This is a genomic window from Caulobacter sp. DWP3-1-3b2, assembly GCF_049896325.1.
Lineage (GTDB): Bacteria > Pseudomonadota > Alphaproteobacteria > Caulobacterales > Caulobacteraceae > Caulobacter.
In genome coordinates this window covers 1-17552 of the sequence record NZ_JAFCUB010000010.1, presented here as the reverse complement: position 1 = coordinate 17552, position 17552 = coordinate 1, and the positions used below count along the sequence as shown (strand labels likewise).

Genomic DNA, 17552 nt, shown 5'->3' with positions numbered 1-17552 from the left:
TCAGACGCCCGCCTTGCCGTGGGTTGCGTCCGCACCGTGGTCGCCGGCTTCAAAAGGCGTGTCGTTCCAGTCCGTGCAGGCGCTCACCGCGCGGATGAGTTCCAGCGCCAGGATGGGCTTGGAAACCAATCCGTCGAAATCGGGGTAGTCCTGGCCTTGTCGATCAGCGTCGGCCGTGAAGGCCAGGATGGGCACGTTCTGGTTCGGTCCGAGCCCCGCGCGAATTTTCCGCAGGGCGTCGGGGCCCGACAGACCCGGCATGCGCAGATCCATCAGGATGCAATCGAACGGCTGCAACTCCGCAGCCTCGACCGCCGCCTGGCCGCTTGCCGCTTCACCAACCTCGGCGCCCACGCTCTCCAGCACGGTGCGGGCCAGCTCTCGGTTGACCAGATTGTCATCGACCACCAGCACCCGGACGCCGTCCAGGCTTCTGAACTGGACGGCGTCCTGCGTCGCCTCGGCCTGGGCCGCACCGATCGGCGCGGCGACGTGGAACGAGAACACCGAGCCCGCGCCCGGGACGCTGATGGCGGCGATACCGCCGCCCATGGCCTCGGTCAGGCCCTTGGAGATCGCCAGGCCAAGACCCGTTCCGCCGTGTTTGCGAGTCGATGAGGCGTCCACCTGCGAGAAGCGCTGAAAGAGCTTCTCCAATTGGTCGACGCTCATCCCCGCTCCGGTATCCTCGACCCGCACGCACAAGCGCTCGGCTGCCGCCTCGTAGGCGACGACCAGGCGAACCGAGCCGCGCTCGGTGAACTTCACCGCATTGCCGATCAGGTTCAGCAGCACCTGCCGCACGCGATCGGGGTCGATCATCACAAGGTCAGGCAACTCGCCCTCGGCCTCGCACTCCAACCACAACCCCTTCTCGTCGGCTTGGGGCGTGAACAGGGCCAGGGCGTCACAGGCCACCGACAGAGGCGAGACCGGCTGCGGCGATATATCGACCTGGCCCGCCTCCAGCTTGGAAAAATCGAGGATGTCATTGACGATCGCCAGCAGGGCCTGGCCGGCGCTTGAGACCCGCTGGACGAAACGGCGAGACAGCGCGTCCAGTTCGGGGCGCTGGGTCAGCAGGCCCGAGAAGCCGATCACCGCGGTTAGCGGCGTACGGATCTCGTGGCTCATATTGGCCAGGAACTCGCCCTTCACTGCGGCGGCGACCTCGGCCTCGGCGCGCGCGGCGGCCAGGGCCTCCTCTTGCACCACCTGCTGTGTCACGTCGCGGATCACGTCGAGGAAGCCGGTCGGCGCCTCGGTGACCGGGTGTCGCAGAACGGACGGATTGGACTCCAGCCACACGAATTGGCCAGTAGCCTTGTGCAGCACGCGCCAGCGCACCCGTTCGGTGGGGCCCCCCGTAATCAGGTTGCGATAGACCCGCCGAACCCGCTGCCGTTCGTCCGCATGGGCCAGGTCGGCGGCGCTGCGGCTCATCAACTCGGGGGGCGCATAGCCGGTCAGGACCTCGCACGAGGCGGCCACGAACGTGATCGCGCCGGTCAGGTCGGCGGTCAGGATCATGTCCGTGGTGTTCTCGGCCATCAGCCGGTAGCGCGCCTCACTGTCCTTCAGGGCCGCCTCGGCCTGACGCCGGGCCGTGAAGTCCTCGATCTGCGAGATGTAGTGGCGGGGCGAGCCGTCGGGATTGTCGACGCGCGAGACGACCAGTTGCACCCAGATGATCGATCCGTCCTTGCGGAAATAGCGCTTGTCCATCCGGTAGGTGGAGATCAGGCCGTCGCGCAGGTTCGCAAAGAGGTCGAGGTCGGCGTCCAGGTCGTCGGGATAGGTGATGGCCTGGAAGTCCAGGGCCAGCAGTTCCTCCTTGGAATAGCCGATCATGGCGCAAAGGGTCGGATTGACCTTGAGGAATCCGCCATCCAGACCCACCAAGGCCTTGCCGATCGCCGCGTGTTCAAAGGCGTTCTCGAACAGCTCAAGTTGGGCCCGGCGCTCGCTGATATCGTGCATCAGGGCGGTCATTTCCCAGCCCGCCGCGTCGCGCACCGCGCTGACGGCAAGCTCGATAGGGAAGTCCGCGCCGTCCTTGCGCCGGGCCATCAGCTCGACGCGCTGGTCGATGTTCTCGCCCAGCCGCGCCCCGAGGAAAGCGTCCAGATCGGCATCACCGCCCGGCAGCAGCATCGCGATTTCAGCCCCGATCGCCTCGTCGCCGCTCCAGCCGAAGGTCAACTCAGCGTGCCGGTTCCAACCGGTGATCACACCGGTTTCATCGGCGGTGACGATGGCTTGGTGCGCATTGGCGATGATGTTGCGCGCCCGGTCCTCGCTCGCCCGCAACGACAGTTCCAGGTTGCGCACCGCGGTGACGTCCCAATTGGTGCCGACCATCCGTAGCGCAGAGCCCGCAGCGTCGCGGACCACCGTGGCGAGAGCGCGGATCGACCGCACCTCGCCGTCTGGCCGAACAACCCGGAACTCGGTGTTGAAGGGCGCGTCGTTGTCGACGGCCGCCTGGGCGGCGATCAGCTGATCCTGGCGATCCTCAGGATGCAGGGCGGCGGCGAACCGTTCGAACGTCAGATCCCCGCCCGGCTCCACACCATACAGCGCGTGCATCCTGTCGTCCCAGACCAGGGCGTCGGTCTGGAGGTTCCGTTCCCAGATGCCTATCTGCCCCGCCTGGGTGGCCAGGAGCACGCGTTCCGACATCGCGCGATAACGGGCCTCGCCCTCGGCGCGGACCGCGTCGGCCATGACGCGATCGGTGATGTCCATCATCGTGCCGAACACCGCGACCACGGCCCCGGCCGCGTCACGCTCGCAATAGCCATGGCCTTCCAGATAGCGCGTGCCGCCATCCGGCAGGAGAACACGCGTCACGGCCGACTTCCAGTCGACGCCCTGCTCGAAGGCCAGCCGGGCTCGGGTTCGTTGCGCCGCCCGGTCGTCGGGATGAACGGCTTCGACGAAGTGCTCGACGCGGGGCGCGGCGTCAGGGTCGAGCCCATAGAGGGTGGCGACATGCGGCGACCCGGTCACCTCGCCCGAGCCGACCTCGATGCGCCAATGACCGATGCCGCCAACCTCCTCGGCCAGGGCCGTGAGGCGCGCCATCCGGTCGGCCTGCTCCTGCAGCGTGCGGCGTTCCGTCACGTCTCGGAAGACGTTGACGATCTCCAAGGGCCGCCCCGCGGCGTCGCGGATGACCTGGGGGTTGCCTTCCAGCCAGATCCAGCGGCCATCTCCGGTCAGGAAGCGGTGCTGGCGATTGCCGGCGGTGTCGACCACGCCGGCCCCCAGGACCGCCGCACTGGCCCGAAAGCGCTGCAAGTCATCGGGGTGGACGAGGGTGTCGCCGGTGGTGCCGATCATCTCCTCGGGATCGCGGCCCATGGCCCTAACGGCGGGCGACACGTAGAGCAGCACCCCGTCGAGGTCGGTGCGCACGATGATGTCGGAAGTGTTCTCGGCCAGCAACCGGTAGCGGGCCTCGCTGGCGGTCAGGCTATCGAGGCTCATGACCTGCTCGGTAACGTCCTGGAGCAGGCCGATCAATGCGACCACTTCGCCCCATTCGTCGAATTCGCAGCCGGCCCTGGACTGCACGATCCGTGTCTCGCCGTCCGGACGGATGACGCGCGCCTGGAAGCTGCCCTGCCCCTTCGACGCGATCGCGGCGGCCAGTTGACCCTCGACCAGGGGCCGGTCATCGGGATGGAAGGCCTGCAAGCCGAAGGCGAAGGGCGGCGCATGGGTCGTCGGATCGAACCCGAGGGTCTCATAGACCAACGGAGACCAGAACAGGTCGCCGGACACCACGTCATAACGCCAGTGAGCGACGGCGGACATAGTCTCGGCCAGGCGCAGCAGGCGGGATTGCTCCCAGCTCAGGCGCGTGACACGAACCCGTTCCAGCTCGTCGACCGCGATGCCGGCCAAGGCGCGTAGCCGGTCCAGTTCCCGCTCGGTGGGGCGCGGCCGAGGCTTCATGTCGACGATGCAGAGGGTGCCGAGATTAAAGCCCTGCGGCGAGGTCAGGACGGCGCCGATATAGAAGCGCACACCCATGTCGCCCACCACCGAAGGGTAGCTCGCGAAACGGGGATCAAGGCTCGCGTCCTCGACCACCATCACCGCGTTCGGCTCCAAGGTGATGGCGTGGGCGCAGAACGCCTCTTCGCGCGGCGAGGAGCAGATGTCCAAGCCCACGCGGGATTTGTACCACTGCCGATCCGCATCGGTCAGGGAAACCAGGGCGATGGGGACGTCGAACAGGTCGGCCGCCAGGCGGGTCAGACGGTCGAAGGCGATGTCTGGCGAGGTGTCCAGAACGCCATAGTCCTGGAGGTCCCGCAGGCGTCGCGCTTCGTGGTGATCCATCTGCCCCTCCGACAGCGCCGGCCCGCTCGCCCGGCCTCGCGCCGTATAGTCAACGAAACGCGTTAAGATTACCTGTCACGTTCATGCGCGTCGGCGGGGCGGGGCCACCCCCGGAGGGTGGTGGACGCATGGGACGCGACCCTGGGGGCGTTTCGGCAGCTCCAGGCCGCGTTGCACGGCCGGGCGGGCCAGGCTCCGCGCCAGCCAGGCCGGTACGTTCTCAAGGCTGGCCTAGTCGACCAGGTCGCCCGCGTCATAGAAGCCGATCAGGTTACGCACCCAGCCCAAAGTGGCGATGTCGGCGATGGCGTAGTCGTCGCCCATGATCCAGTCGCGGCCCGCCAGCCGGGTTTCCAACACGCCCAGCAAGCGCCTGGACTCGGCGGCGTAGCGATCGCGAGGGCGCTTGTCTTCGTATTCGCGACCGGCAAAGCGGTGGAAAAAACCCAGCTGGCCAAACATCGAACCGATCGCCGCCATCTGGAAGAATACCCATCCCAGGGTCTCGTAGCGCGCGGCCGGATCCGCCGGCAGGAACTTGCCGGTTTCTCGGCTAGAGCATTTTTCGAGCGAAGTGGTTCCGGTTCGCGTGAAGAAAAATGCGTCAAAACAGAAGATTAGAGCTCGCGGCCTGACGCAGTCAGGTCGGGAAATGCTCTAGAGGTATCCCGGAAGACAAGCAGTGCTCGGACGAGCTGACTCGCGGCAGCAAGCGGGTGCTGGTAGTCGAGGACGACCCCGCCGTGCTGGCCAGATGCCGATGTCCTCGACCGAGAAGGCCAGCACCTGGCCCCCCTTGTTCAGGTGGTTATTGCCCAGCGCCCAGCCGTCGTCGGCGCGGGCGATGGGGAGGCTCACCGAACCTACCTGGGTGAATTTGGGGGCGTTGGACAGCAGGTTCTTCACCTGCTGCAGGCGCTTGTCGTCGGTGTACATTGAGCGCGGCAGGGCCGGGGCGATACTGACGAAGAGGTCCAGCCTCTTGTCCTGGGCCAACCGGGCGAAGGTGCGGTCGGTCTGGTCGCGGAGGCTGGCGAACGACATCTCGCCGATATCCAGCGTGACCGTGTCAGCCGACGAAGACCGCCACGAGCGCGACCACCAACGAAAGGCGCGCTGTCGCCTAGACCGCGCTCGTCATGGGGCCGAGGGAGCGCCCGTCCACGAACTGGCGCACATAGGGATTGTCGGTAAGGTCCAGCTCGGCGGGCGAGCCGGTCCAGACAATCTTTCCGTCGTGCAGCATGGCGATCTGGTCGCCGATCGTCCGGGCCGAAGCCAGGTCGTGGGTGATCGACACCGCCGTGCAGCCCAGGCCCCGAACCTGATCGACGATGAGCTCGTTGATCGCCGCTGAGGTGATGGGGTCCAAGCCTGTCGTCGGCTCGTCGAAAAAGAGGATCTCGGGATTGGTCACCACGGCCCGCGCCAGGCCGACCCGCTTCTGCATGCCGCCAGACAGCGACGAGGGATAGGAGTCGGCGACGCCGGCGCCCAGCCGAACACGGCCCAGCGCCTCGATGGCCCGTTCCTTGGCGTCCTTGCGGGACACGCCGTCGGCGTTGATCAGGCGAAAGGCGACGTTCTCCCAGACGCTGAGGCTGTCGAACAGGGCCGCGCCCTGGAACAGCACGCCGATGCGCGAGAACAATTCGCGCCGCGCCTTGCCACCCAGGGCGTTGATGTTCTGGCCATCGACGAGCACCTGGCCGGCGTCGGCCTGCATCAGGCCCATGGCCACCTTGATGGTCACGGACTTGCCCTGGCCCGAGCCGCCGATGATCACCAGCGAACGGCCGGCGGCGACACTGAGATCCAGTCCGTCCAGCACCGGCGCGCCGCCGTCGAACCGTTTGCGGACACTCCGCCACTCAAGTTTGGCGATATCAGTCATGCGCGGGTGAACAGGGTTGTGAGGAAATAGTCGGAGGCGAAGATCAGGATGGCTGACGACACCACCGCATGGGTGGTCGCCCGGCCGACCCCGCGCGCCCCGCCCTTGGCGCTATAGCCGTGATAGCAGCCCATCAGCGCCACGATGAAGCCAAACACGGCCGCCTTGATCAGGCCCGACCCGACGTCCCACAGCTGCAGGAAATTGGCGGTGTTGCGGATGTAGACCGTCGAGTTGAAGTCCAGTATCCGCACCGCCACCAGCCAGCCGCCGGCCACGCCGATGATGTCGGCGACGAGGGTCAGCAGCGGCAGCACCAGGGTCGCGGCCAGCAGGCGCGGCGCGACCAGGTAACGAAACGGATCGGTCGAGAGCGTGCGCATGGCGTCAATCTGCTCGGTGGCCCGCATGGCCCCGATCTCGGCCGCGATGGCCGCCGAGACCCGGCCGGCCAGCATCAGGGCCGCCAGCACGGGTCCGAGCTCGCGCGTGATCCCCAAGGCGACGATCTGCGGCATCACCTGCTCGGCGTTGAACCGCCCGCCGCCGGTATAGATGTTCAGGCCCAGGGCGGCCCCGGTGAAGATCGCCGTCAGTCCCACCACCGGTAGCGAGAAGAAGCCGATGGCGACCAACTGGCGCAAGAACTGCTGGGGAAACCACGGCAGGGTGAATACCGAGATCAGGCCGCGCAGCGCGAACACCCCGACCGAGCCCACCATGCGCAGAGCGGCCAGTGTCGAGTGTCCGATGACGCGGAAGGGTTTGAAGACGGCGGGGAGCGCCGCGACACCGGCGGTCATCTCAGTAGCTTTCCGCCGGCACGGTCGCGGCGGCTGGAACGGCGGGCGTCGCGGTCGGCGCAGCCTCGGTAGCGGCGCCCTGCGGTCGCATCACCGAGCCAATCAGCCCGAACAGATCCACGGCGCCTTGGGTGTTCTCGATCTCGCCGCCCGGCTTGATGTTCTCCATCGCTCCGCCTGGCGCGATCGATACGTGAACGCCGCCCAGCAGGCTGTCGCTGGTCACCTTGGCGGTGGAATCGGCCGGCAGCTTGACGTCGTTGTCCAGGCTCAGCTTGGCGACGGCCAGGAAACTCTTCGGATCAAGTCTGATTTCCGAAACAGTGCCGACCTTGACCCCCGCCACGCTGACGGCGGAGCCCGGCGCCAACGAACCGACCTGGCCAAACCTGGCCGTCACCTCATAGCCGCCCGGCTTGGTTCCCACGTCGCCCACGCTCAGCGAGTAGACCAGAAACCCCGCCGCGAGGACGAGGACGAGGAGACCCATCAGGGTCTCGGCCCATTGTTCGCGCAAGCCCATATCCTTTCGAAGCCAGCGGGGCGGCCGCCCGAACGGCCCGCCCGGTCTTGGTCTATTTGCGCGCGGCGGGACGCCGGGCGTCGCGCTGCAGCTGTGAGATCAGCACGTCGACATTGCCGCCGGCGTTATCGATCGTCGAAACGAAGTCCTGCTGCTGGGTGATGGCCAGCCAGACCCCCTTAAACTGCACATCGACCACTTTCCACGACGCTCCGCCGCCCATCACCCGCCAGGCCACCGGCACGGGCTGACCCACCTGGCCGCCGGAAATCACGGTGTTGACGATCACGTCGCCCGGCTTGCGAACGGTCGAGCCCGTCACTTTCAGTGTCTCGCCGTGATAGTCGTCGATCCGGTTCTGATAGACGCCCTCGGCATAGACGCGGAACGCGGCGGAGAAGCGCTGGCGCTGGTCCGGCGTGATCGTCCGGGCATACTTGCCCAACACGAAATTGGTGATCTTCGGCACGTCGGCCAGATCGTCGATCGCCGCGTGGAAGGTCGCCTTCTTCTGCGCGACGTTCTGGCCCTTGTCGGCTAGCACGCCAATGACGCGCTGGGCCTTGACCTGCACAAACTGCTCAGCTTGCGGGCTGCGGCTCGCTTGCGCCAGGCCGGGCGTGGCCTGCCACAGCACGCCGAGGCCGGCGAGGGCGGCAACGGCCATGCGGCGCGTGGGGTGGGATTTCATGGAGGTCGCTTCCAGATCGGTCATGGTTTTCCTGTCGGGCTCAGCGTGGCCGGCGCATTGGCGGGCGGCCCGTCATCGAAGTCCGGCAAAACCTGAACCTCGCCCGTGGCGTCGCGCACCAGGGCCTCGCGATGCTGTCCATAGGCGGATCGCGCGGCTACGTAGGGGTCGAGCGAGTCGTCCAGCGCCCGGAAGGCGTTGTCGGCGCTGCTGCGCGTATCGACGGTTTGGGCGACCAGGCGGGTCGCGCCGAAAGTGGTCTTCCAGCCGCCGCCGACCATGGCCACCGGATCGGTCGCGAAGTCGAATACCCGGCCCACGCCCTCGCGGAAATGCAGCGGCCCCATGATCGGCACATAGAGATAGGGGCCGGCCTTGACCCCATAGCGGCCGAAGGTCTGGCCAAAATCAGCGTCGTGCGGCGGCAGGCCCAGCTTAGCGGCCACATCGAACAGGCCCAGCAGGCCGATCGTCGAATTGATCAGGAAACGCGAGCTGGTGACGCCCATGCGCTTGGGGTGACCTTGCAGGATGTCGTTCAAGGCGGTGCTGGGCTCGCCCAGATTATAGACCACCGCGCTGACGCGATGTTGCACCGGGGTCGGCGTCACCTTCATGTACCCGCGAGCGATCGGGCCGATAAAGGCTCGGTCCACCCCCATGCTGAAGCCATAGCTGGCGCGGTTGACGCGCTCGAGCGGATCATAACCAAGCTGCTCGTTGGCGGGGACTTGCGCCACGCTTTCGACGACCGTCGAGGCGGCGCCTTCGGGCAAGGCTTGCGCTCCAACCGGGGACGCTGAAAACGCCAAGCCGCTCGCCACGAGCAAGCCTGCGACCCGCGAGAGCGAAAACAGGTTCGAGTTTCTCGCCAAAGCGCCGATCATTTCAGTCTCCTGCCGGAGACCGGCACCGGGCATGTAGGCGCCGCGACAAGCTAAGCAAGTGCGGCGCGGCCTCCTGCACGTCATTCCGCTCACTGGAATACGCGCCCGCCCCCGTCTGGATGCATCTCCGCCGCTTGCCGTCCTTCACTGCCCCGGAGCGACTCGCCAGACCGTGTTGGAGAGATCGTCGGCGATCAGCAGGATCCGCTTCTTCGGATCGAAGGCGACACCCACAGGGCGGCCGCGCGCATGGCCGTTCTGATCGAGAAAGCCCGTGACGAAGTCGACCGGCTTGCCCGCCGGCTTGCCACCCGAGAACGGGACCCAGACGACCTTGTAGCCAGAGAGGTCCTGCCGGTTCCAACTGCCATGCTCACCCACGAACGCGCCGTGGGCGAAGGCCCCGTCAAAGCCGCCGTCCCGCGCGAAGCTTAGCCCCAGCGCCGCGACGTGCGAGCCCAGCGCGTAGTCGAGGACGAGTATCTGCTGGCCGACATCCTGGCCGACGCGCTGACCGACCTCGGCGCCGAGGTGGTCGGCCCCATCGGTCAACCGGCGCAGGCCATCGCGTTGATCGAGACCACGCCGGTGGATGGCGCGGTGCTGGATATCAACCTGCGCGGGGAGATGGTCTATCCACTGGCATGCTCACAAACTTCGGCGCTCCGTATGTTTTCGCCACCGGATACGAGCAGGATTCCATTCCGACGAGGTACGAGGACGTCACGATCTTGATCAAGCCCGTGGATGTTTGACAGTTGAAGTCGCTGCTCTTGGCGGAGCGCGGATGATCCTGACGCCCGCCCCTTGGCCGCTGAGGCTCGCCGCGCCGAGGCTCAGACTTCCGAGGCTCAGACTTCCGAGATCTCATGCTTGCGGCAGGCTCTGGCGACAGCGTCGATCAGCAGCCGGGGATCCACCGGCTTTTCAAGCAGCTCCACCTCGTTGAAATCGTCGGGCAGGACCTCTCGCCCATAGCCGGTGGCGAACACGAAGGGCACGTCGCGCTGCTTCAGCGCGCGGGCCATGATAAACGAAGGCCCCTCACCCAGATTGATGTCCAGGACGCCGCAATCAACCCGGCCTTGCGCCACGCGTGAGAGACTTTCGGCCACGCGCGCATAGGGGCCGGCGACATTGGCGCCCGCCGCCGCCAAGACCCGGCGGGTGTCATCGGCGAGATAGTAGTCGTCCTCGACCAGCAGCACGTCCATGCCAGCAAGGCTCTTTGAAGTCGTCATGCGTCGTCCCCCGCCGTCGTCGTCACGCCCCACACACTTGAGGACCCCATCGCGGCGACGGGCGCGAGCGGGAAGGCGATCCGACAAACCACGCCGCCAGGGCGAAACTCTATGTCGGCTTCGCCCGAGAGTTCGTAGGGTAGTCGACGTTTCAGCAGATTAGTTCCGAAACCCTGCCGACGCGGAGCCTGGCTGGCGATCGCGACGCCCGACTCCATCCACACCAGTTCGAGTTGTTGCCCTCGCGCTCCAGCCTGATCCAGCTTCCAGGTGATGTCGAGTTTTCCCGAGGCTTGGGACAGGGCGCCGAATTTCGTGGCGTTGGTCGCCAGCTCGTGGATCGCCAGCGTCATCAGGTCAGCCGCCTTGGGCGGCAAGACGATCTCGGGTCCGCCAAGGTTCAGCCGGTCCTGATCGGCGCTCTGGGTCAACAGCTCGTCGCGGATCATGCCTTCGAGATCGACACCCGCATGGGGATTGCGCAACAGCACGCCATGGACGCGCGCCACGGCGGCGATGCGGCCGTCCAGGTGGGCGGCCAGATCCTCCACCGTGTCGCTGCTCTCCGCGCTTCGCGCGACCAGCGACCTGACCACGGCCAAGAGATTGCGCACGCGATGCTGCAGTTCGCTGATGGACGCGCCCGCGTCGAGCCTGGCTGGACTGGTCACTGGAAAGGCCAGCACCAGCATCGCGCCCACCTGCCCGCTCTCGTCGCGGATCGGGGCGCAGGACAGATTGAACGCTGGCGTCCCCGGCGATGCGCCGATCGTCCAGCCTTGGCTGGCCAGCAGGATGCTGCGCCCAGCGAACACCTCGCCCGCCGCCTTGGCCAGGCTGCTGTCCGGATCATCCCGCTTGAGGGATCGGCCCAAGGCGCGGGTGGCCGCCGAACCATCGCGATAGAGGGCGTCGAAAGCGAGGTTGTGCATCTGCACCAGCTGTGGACCGATGAACAGGGCGCCCGGCGCGCCGGCGCCCAACATGAGGTCGATGGCCGCGCAGAGGCTAACCGGCCAGTCCGCGCGCGGGCCCAGCGGCGTCTGCTCCCAGGGCAACGCTGACAAGCGATCCGCGCCTGGGCCGTTCATCGCTCCCGCAAGCGTCGCCATCGTCCCTCGCTGTGTTCAGAACATCATAGCATTCCGGTCCAAGGAAAAAAGCAACGCCACCGCCCATTCCGACTCGACCTAGCTCTCGCATCGGCACAGGGTATGTTCGGGACGGGGCTCGCCAAGTGTTGGAGCGAGTATGCGCAAACCAGGGTTCGGAAAAATACTGCATCCGGCGTTGCTGTGAAGCTCGCTAGAGGACTGAGCCGTGGTGAGCGCTAACTCTCATTCCACGTTGACGTCAACCGAGCGCAGCTTCACGCGCCGACTACAGGCGTTCGGCGTGCAGGACAGCGAAATCGCGCTTCTGGACACGCTGCTGCATGCGCCCGTCGGCTATCAGACGGGCGAGGTCTTGCATCCATCACGGCCGGGCGCCCCGCCATTTTTCTTGCTGTCTGGATGGGCGTGCCTTTCGCGCGAACTCAACGACGGGCGCCGTCAGGTGGTGGCGTTCCTGCTTCCTGGTGATGCCGTGGGGTTTGATCTGCTTACCCAATCCCGCGAAAGCACGAAAATCACCGCCGTGACGGCCGTGAACGTTCAGCGGGTCCGGCCATCATTGATCGGCCAGATCACGGGATCACCCGGTCTGAGCCGCGCTCTGGCCATCGCGTCGGATCAGCAGCAGACACGGCTGATCAATCAGGTAGTGCGCCTGGGCAGGCAAACCGCCTACGAGCGCTGCGCGCACCTCCTTCTGGAGCTTCATGCACGCCTGGCGGAGGTTGGCGAGACCTATGGCGACAGCTTTCGCCTGCCCGTGAAGCAGGAAATTCTGGCGGACGCTCTGGGCCTCAGCCTCGTTCACGTCAATCGGACCCTTCAACAATTGCGGCGCGACGGCCTGGTGGAGGTGCACGGTGGCTTGGCAATCCTGCAAGACCGCGCGGCCCTTGCGGAGATCAGTGAGTTCCGCGCGCTCTAGCCTGCGCGGCGTCGCAACGGGTGGCCCCGGCGAAGGAACGCGGGGGCCGTGCTCCGCCAAAGTTGGGGACGAGGCTCGCAGGCCATCACTTTGGCGGCGACGCAAGACTAGCGCGCCTCAATGTTCCCTCCCTCCCCTTGAAATTGCGCAAAACTACACAATTTGTTCAATCAGGCTTTCGTGAAGGGATTGGGTCATGTCCACGGTTATCTATGTCGCGCTCGTTTCCGGCGGTCAGGCGGACGGCTATAAGGCGCACTTCCACGACCTTCCCGACTGCGCCGTCAGCGGTGGCGGCTTGGCCGAACTGCTGATCAACGCCCGGCAGGCGCTCATCGAACGCCTCGAAGCGTTCGAGACGGACGGCGACGCCTGGCCGTCCGCGACGCCGATCGAACAGATCACGCCTCAGGTCGGCGCGATGCCCATCCCTGTCGATGTCACGGTCGATGATCCCCCTATCCGCGTGAACATCTCGCTGGGTGAACGGCTGGTGCAGCGCCTGGACGCGGCGGCTTCGGCCGGCGGCATGACGCGTTCGGGCTATATCGCCAAGGCCGTGCGCGTCAGCCTCGGCGAGGGGTCGCAGGCGCAGGGGGACTTCGACGCGGTTAGTCGGCGCCTGCAAGACGAGCTGAGCGTCCTGGGCCGCCGGATCAATGACAGCATCGGTCCGGATTCGGCGTTTACCCGTCGCATGAACGAGCTCGACGAGCGGCTCTATGAGGGCGTTCGCAAGGCGGCCGATAACGTCTCGGCGGCCATGGCCCGCAAGCTCGATGACGCCAAGGCCGCTGGGGGCGGAGAAACTCCCGCGCCGGCAGCCAGCTGAATTCGGCGTCACAGGCCACGGAGCGGCGCTGAAAGGAAGGCGCGAGGTTAGCGCGCTCGCCCCTCATGTTGGCCGGCCGCAAGGACGGGCGCGAGGAGATCGGCGACGCGCGCCTGCCCTTCGGCGTCCGCGATCAGATCTTGCCGAACCTCCAGCTCGAGATAGTCCAGTCCGCGCGCGTCGGCGTGGTGGGGGATCGTGAAATCCGTGTCGTCCATGGCGTAGGGCTGATTGTCACCCACATCGTCTCCGGATGCGGCGGTAAGGGCCTGGAGCACTGCGGCCGAAAACGCGGAGTCACGCCGGTGCAGGACACCAAAGCGCCAGGGCCGCGCACTGCCATCGAGGGTGGGGGTGAAACTGTGGAGGGAGACGATGAGGGTCGGCCGCTCCGCCCGGCGATCGAGCTCGGCGGCGATCGCCGCATGATAGGGCGCGAAGATCTCGGCCTCGCGAGCACGGCGCGCCGCGGCGTCAAGCGCGGCATTGCCCATCACCGCCGCGCCGTCGCTGACCGCCGGGATCGACCCCGCCGCGCCGCGCCAGCGGTTGCAGTCGATCACCAGCCGGGAATAGGTCTGGCGAAGGAACACGGCGTCTAGTCGGCCAGCCAGGCGCGCGCCGAGGCCCGCGACGCCGATGTCCCAGGCGATGTGGCGCTCCAGTTCGGCGGGGTCCAGACCCAGATCGCCTAGCCGGCCTGGAATGAGTCGCCCGGCATGATCGCCCAGCAGCAAAATATCCGAAGAACCGCCCGGATTATCGACAGCGACCGGATCAATGTCGCCCGCGACCAGCAGCCTCATCGACGCATCGCCCGAGTCTCCCTCACCTTGCTGCAATGTCGATCCTCTCGATCCGTCACCTGACTCGTTATCGCTATCGCAAGCCGGTGGCGTTTGGCGAACACCGCATGATGTTTCGACCGCTGGAGAGCTATGACCAGCGCGTGATCAGCACGGAGCTGGTGATCGGTCCCGAGCCCAGCCAAGTCCGCTACGTCCATGACGTGTTCGGCAACTGCGTCACCATCGCCCGCTTCGCCGAGCGGGCCAGCGAACTGTCGTTCGAAAGCCGCGTGACTCTCGATCACCGACCCCTGCCCGCCTTCGCCGGGGTCGACGGCGAGATCGAGGCCTATGGCGGCACGATGCCCTTCGCCTATAGCCCCGAAGACATGCCCGACCTGCTGCGATCGATGGAGCGCCAGCACCCCGATTCCGAAGGCGCATTGGAGCGTTGGGCGCGCAGTTTCCTGCGCCACGACGGCCGCACCGCTCTGCAGACCCTTCTGGCCGATATGACCCAGGCGATCTACAGCGAGTTTCGCTATGCCCCGCGGCTCCAGGGCCACGCGCAATGCCCCGCCGAGACCTTGGCGCTGCGCACTGGAACCTGCCGCGATTTCGCGGTGCTGATGATGGAAGCGGTCCGTTCCCTCGGCCTGGCCGCCCAGTTCGTCAGCGGCTACCTCTACTGCCCACCGCGACCGGCCGGCCTGCCCGCCAAGCTGGGCGGCGGGCACACCCACGCCTGGGTGCGGGTCTACCTGCCGGCCTGTGGCTGGGTGGAGTTCGACCCGACCAACGGCATCGTCGGCAACGCCGATCTGATCCGCGTGGCGATCGCTCGCGATCCCCGCCAAGCCCTGCCCCTCTCTGGGGGATGGTCTGGTGAAGCTGGTGATTGCCTGGGCATGGAAGTCGAGGTCGAGGTGCTGAGCGAGCATGATCGCGCCATGGCCTCGACTTCACCATTCGCTCAGCAACCCCAGTCAAGCACGGACGTTGCCCTGGCCAGCTAGACCCTCAGGACAACGCGATGCGCATCAAGGCGGGCTTTCAGATCACCTATGACTGCCCGGCGCCCACGCCGATGTTGTTGATGCTCAACGTCCATCCCGACCGTCAAGGCCACCTGGAAGCGCCCGACACCATCCGTATCGACCGGGACGTCCGACTCTCCAGCTATGTCGACGCATTTGGAAATCTCTGCAGTCGGGTCGTGCTGCCGCAAGGCTGTTCGGTGATCGCAGCTGATTTCATCGCCCACGACAGCGGGGCGCCCGACCCGGTCCTGCTCAACGCCCCAGCCTCCCGAATCGAGGACCTGCCCGACGACGTGATCGTGTTCCTGCTGGGCAGTCGATATTGCGAGACCGACACCCTCAGCGACCTGGCCTGGTCGTTGTTTGGAAACATTCCCCCCGGCTGGGCGCTGGTCCAGGCGATCGTCGATTACACCCATGACCGCATCGCGTTTGGCTATGCCCATGCCAGGGCGACGAAATCCGCCTGGCAGGCCAATGAGGAGCAGCGCGGTGTCTGTCGCGACTATGCCAACCTCGCCATCACGCTCTGTCGCTGCATGAACATTCCCGCCCGCTACTGCACCGGCTACCTTGGCGACATCGGAATTGCGCCCGTCGATGCGCCCATGGATTTCAGCGCCTGGTTCGAGGCCTATCTCGATGGCGGCTGGCGCACCTTTGATGCGCGCCACAACACCCCTCGCATCGGCCGCATCCTGATGGCCCGCGGCCGCGACGCAACCGACGCGGCGATCACGACCGCATTTGGACCGGCGCTGCTCCAAGGCTTCGTGGTCAAGACCGACGAGCTTTGAGGACGTAGCCAAGACGTGAACAGGCTCGGTCCATCAGCAAACGCGATCGTCAATGGGGGGTTGGCGGAGACGGAGTCCGCCCTATCCAATTTTTTCTTCCGCTATTTCAATGTGTTATAAAGACGCAGTTTTCGCTATACACGGTTCTATATACGGTTTTGTCGCCAGCTTGTTGGGGCGTGAATGCGTTCCGGGATGTGCGGTCGCTTCTTCTACGCGGGATTCTGCGGCGGCGGCGGGAATCCTTCAAAAGCTCACCCCCGGCCCCCCGAACGGCTTGGGCAACTCGTCCTTGGTCAGATATCACCGCGAGCCGTAGTAGCCTTCAGGCGTGCAGCGTCATTCTGGGTTGGATCCGTCAGCCATCGCGTATGCCAGGTCATGAACCAAAACCAATCGGCTTCGGGCCAATCAGGGCTGGATCCGGAATATGGCCGTTCTCGTGCAAGCAGATCGGCACGCTGCCGCCGACGATGTCTTTGACCTTGCCGAACATCGGGGCGAGGTTGCCGTGATCCTCGGCATAGATGTCGGCTCCGGCGACATCGACGCGTTCACGCCCCGGATACCAGGCCGGATCGACATTCTGGCCCGACCAACCCAACACCCAGATCAGGTTGCCCAGCCCACGACGATAGGTGAACTCGTCGTACATCAGCGCCCAGAGCGCCTTGAACGCGTCGGGGCCGTGCTTGCCCCACCAGAACCAGTCGCCCGAAAATTCGTGGAGCGGTCGCCAGAGCACCGGCACGCGCCGATCGCGTAGGACGGCCAGCAGGTAGCCGATCTGCTTCAGATCACGATGCAAGGCGATGTTCTGCGGCGTGCCGGGCTTGAGCGCGGCGACGAGGTCGAAGTCCTTCTTGGAATTCTCGTAGCCCGCGCCGATATCGGGAGCGCCCCAGTGTCAGCACAGGGTGACGATGCCGCCCGAGCCACGCCAGGCCGTGACGCGGTCATTGACCGCCGTGTTGTCGCGGGGATCGATGTAGTCCAGACCGAGGATCGCGGGCTGGCGACCGGTCACCTTGGCGATGTCGTCGAGCTCGAGCGGGGTGGCGTGGCCCACGCCTTCCTGCTGGCCGGTCAGGGTCTTGCGGCCGTAGAGGCTCCAGAGAGAGCTGTAGAGGGCGCGAGCCTCGTTCGAGGCCTGGGGATTGCTCAGACGGCGCGGCGGCGGATCGGCCCAAGATGTCGTACGCCCGGCGGCCAGTGCGAGGGCCGAGGTCAGCGTCGTCCGAAGCGGAACCTCCATCAACCGACCTGCCCTATCTATGCCTACCTCACCGAGCGGAGCAGAGCTCGCCCATCCCTCCCGGTCAATCCGACGGCCGCTGGCCGGGGGTGAGGCTAGGCTCAAGCGACGATTAGTTCCCGTTTCGTTCTCCTCTTGCTAGACTGGAGTCGCCATGACCGCGCCCCCGCGCAAGATCATCCATATCGACATGGACGCCTGCTATGCGTCGGTGGAACAGCGCGATGATCCCAGCCTGAATGGCAAGCCCCTAGCCGTCTGCCACGGCGCGCGGCGCGGGGTGGTAGCAGCCGCTAGCTACGAGGCGCGCCAATTTGGGGTGCGTTCGGCCATGCCCTCGACCACGGCGCTGCGCCAATGTCCGCAGCTGGTGTTCGTGCCGCCCAGGTTCGAGGTCTACAAGGCCGT

Annotated in this window: 15 protein-coding genes and 3 pseudogenes; 5 read left to right on the top strand and 13 right to left on the bottom strand. The window is 66.1% G+C overall.

Annotated features, from left to right (window positions below; genetic code table 11):
- The 11 genes and pseudogenes from ACP7AG_RS09240 to ACP7AG_RS09190 all read right to left on the bottom strand — a co-directional run bounded on the left by ACP7AG_RS09240 (position 1) and on the right by ACP7AG_RS09190 (position 11459).
- Positions 1-4353 (bottom strand): PAS domain S-box protein, encoded by a 4353-nt coding sequence (locus ACP7AG_RS09240; protein WP_426030613.1) that lies wholly within the window; start codon positions 4351-4353, stop codon positions 1-3.
- 144 nt (positions 4354-4497) lie between these two features.
- Positions 4498-4908, bottom strand: a pseudogene (locus ACP7AG_RS09235) (glutathione binding-like protein); the annotation flags it as partial.
- 102 nt (positions 4909-5010) lie between these two features.
- Entirely contained in the window at positions 5011-5397 is a 387-nt protein-coding gene (locus tag ACP7AG_RS09230) for a hypothetical protein (RefSeq protein ID WP_426030612.1), read from the bottom strand.
- Between the two features lie 79 nt (positions 5398-5476).
- Positions 5477-6247: an ABC transporter ATP-binding protein gene (locus ACP7AG_RS09225; protein WP_426012417.1), complete on the bottom strand. Its 771-nt coding sequence runs from the start codon at positions 6245-6247 to the stop codon at positions 5477-5479.
- Entirely contained in the window at positions 6244-7050 is an 807-nt protein-coding gene (locus ACP7AG_RS09220) for an MlaE family ABC transporter permease (protein WP_426012418.1), read from the bottom strand. Before ACP7AG_RS09220 ends, ACP7AG_RS09225 begins: the two co-directional genes overlap by 4 nt.
- A gap of 1 nt (position 7051) precedes the next feature.
- On the bottom strand, positions 7052-7573 hold the full coding sequence (gene mlaD / locus ACP7AG_RS09215) for an outer membrane lipid asymmetry maintenance protein MlaD (RefSeq protein ID WP_426030611.1): 522 nt from the start codon (positions 7571-7573) through the stop codon (positions 7052-7054).
- Positions 7574-7625: 52 nt separating this feature from the next.
- On the bottom strand, positions 7626-8288 hold the full coding sequence (locus ACP7AG_RS09210; RefSeq protein WP_426012422.1) for an MlaC/ttg2D family ABC transporter substrate-binding protein: 663 nt from the start codon (positions 8286-8288) through the stop codon (positions 7626-7628).
- Positions 8285-9040, bottom strand: coding sequence for an MlaA family lipoprotein (locus ACP7AG_RS09205; protein WP_426030610.1), 756 nt, complete (start codon positions 9038-9040; stop codon positions 8285-8287). Before ACP7AG_RS09205 ends, ACP7AG_RS09210 begins: the two co-directional genes overlap by 4 nt.
- Before the next feature lie 255 nt (positions 9041-9295).
- A complete protein-coding gene (locus tag ACP7AG_RS09200) occupies positions 9296-9703 on the bottom strand; it encodes a hypothetical protein (protein ID WP_426030609.1) in 408 nt (135 codons plus the stop codon).
- A 299-nt stretch (positions 9704-10002) separates the two neighbouring features.
- Positions 10003-10392: a response regulator gene (locus tag ACP7AG_RS09195; RefSeq protein ID WP_426030608.1), complete on the bottom strand. Its 390-nt coding sequence runs from the start codon at positions 10390-10392 to the stop codon at positions 10003-10005.
- Entirely contained in the window at positions 10389-11459 is a 1071-nt protein-coding gene (locus ACP7AG_RS09190; RefSeq protein WP_426030607.1) for a sensor histidine kinase, read from the bottom strand. The genes ACP7AG_RS09195 and ACP7AG_RS09190 overlap by 4 nt, the downstream gene beginning before the upstream one ends.
- 256 nt (positions 11460-11715) lie before the next feature.
- On the opposite strand from ACP7AG_RS09190, the gene ACP7AG_RS09185 reads away from it, so the two are divergent.
- A complete protein-coding gene (locus ACP7AG_RS09185) occupies positions 11716-12432 on the top strand; it encodes a Crp/Fnr family transcriptional regulator (RefSeq protein WP_426030606.1) in 717 nt (238 codons plus the stop codon).
- A gap of 196 nt (positions 12433-12628) precedes the next feature.
- On the top strand, positions 12629-13264 hold the full coding sequence (locus tag ACP7AG_RS09180) for a type II toxin-antitoxin system HicB family antitoxin (protein ID WP_426012433.1): 636 nt from the start codon (positions 12629-12631) through the stop codon (positions 13262-13264).
- Positions 13265-13311: 47 nt separating this feature from the next.
- On the opposite strand, the gene ACP7AG_RS09175 is transcribed toward ACP7AG_RS09180, so the two are convergent.
- Positions 13312-14070, bottom strand: coding sequence for an N-formylglutamate amidohydrolase (locus ACP7AG_RS09175; protein WP_426030605.1), 759 nt, complete (start codon positions 14068-14070; stop codon positions 13312-13314).
- Positions 14071-14105: 35 nt separating this feature from the next.
- Between ACP7AG_RS09175 and ACP7AG_RS09170 the strand changes: the two genes are divergently transcribed.
- Together ACP7AG_RS09170 and ACP7AG_RS09165 are read left to right on the top strand one after the other, a co-directional pair.
- Positions 14106-15068: a transglutaminase family protein gene (locus ACP7AG_RS09170; protein ID WP_426012437.1), complete on the top strand. Its 963-nt coding sequence runs from the start codon at positions 14106-14108 to the stop codon at positions 15066-15068.
- A 17-nt stretch (positions 15069-15085) separates the two neighbouring features.
- Positions 15086-15889 (top strand): transglutaminase-like domain-containing protein, encoded by an 804-nt coding sequence (locus tag ACP7AG_RS09165; protein ID WP_426030604.1) that lies wholly within the window; start codon positions 15086-15088, stop codon positions 15887-15889.
- A 379-nt stretch (positions 15890-16268) separates the two neighbouring features.
- Here the strand turns inward: ACP7AG_RS09165 and ACP7AG_RS09160 are convergent.
- Positions 16269-17144, bottom strand: a pseudogene (locus ACP7AG_RS09160) (glycosyl hydrolase).
- 154 nt (positions 17145-17298) lie between these two features.
- Between ACP7AG_RS09160 and ACP7AG_RS09155 the strand changes: the two are divergent.
- Positions 17299-17552: pseudogene (locus tag ACP7AG_RS09155) on the top strand (DNA polymerase IV); the annotation flags it as partial.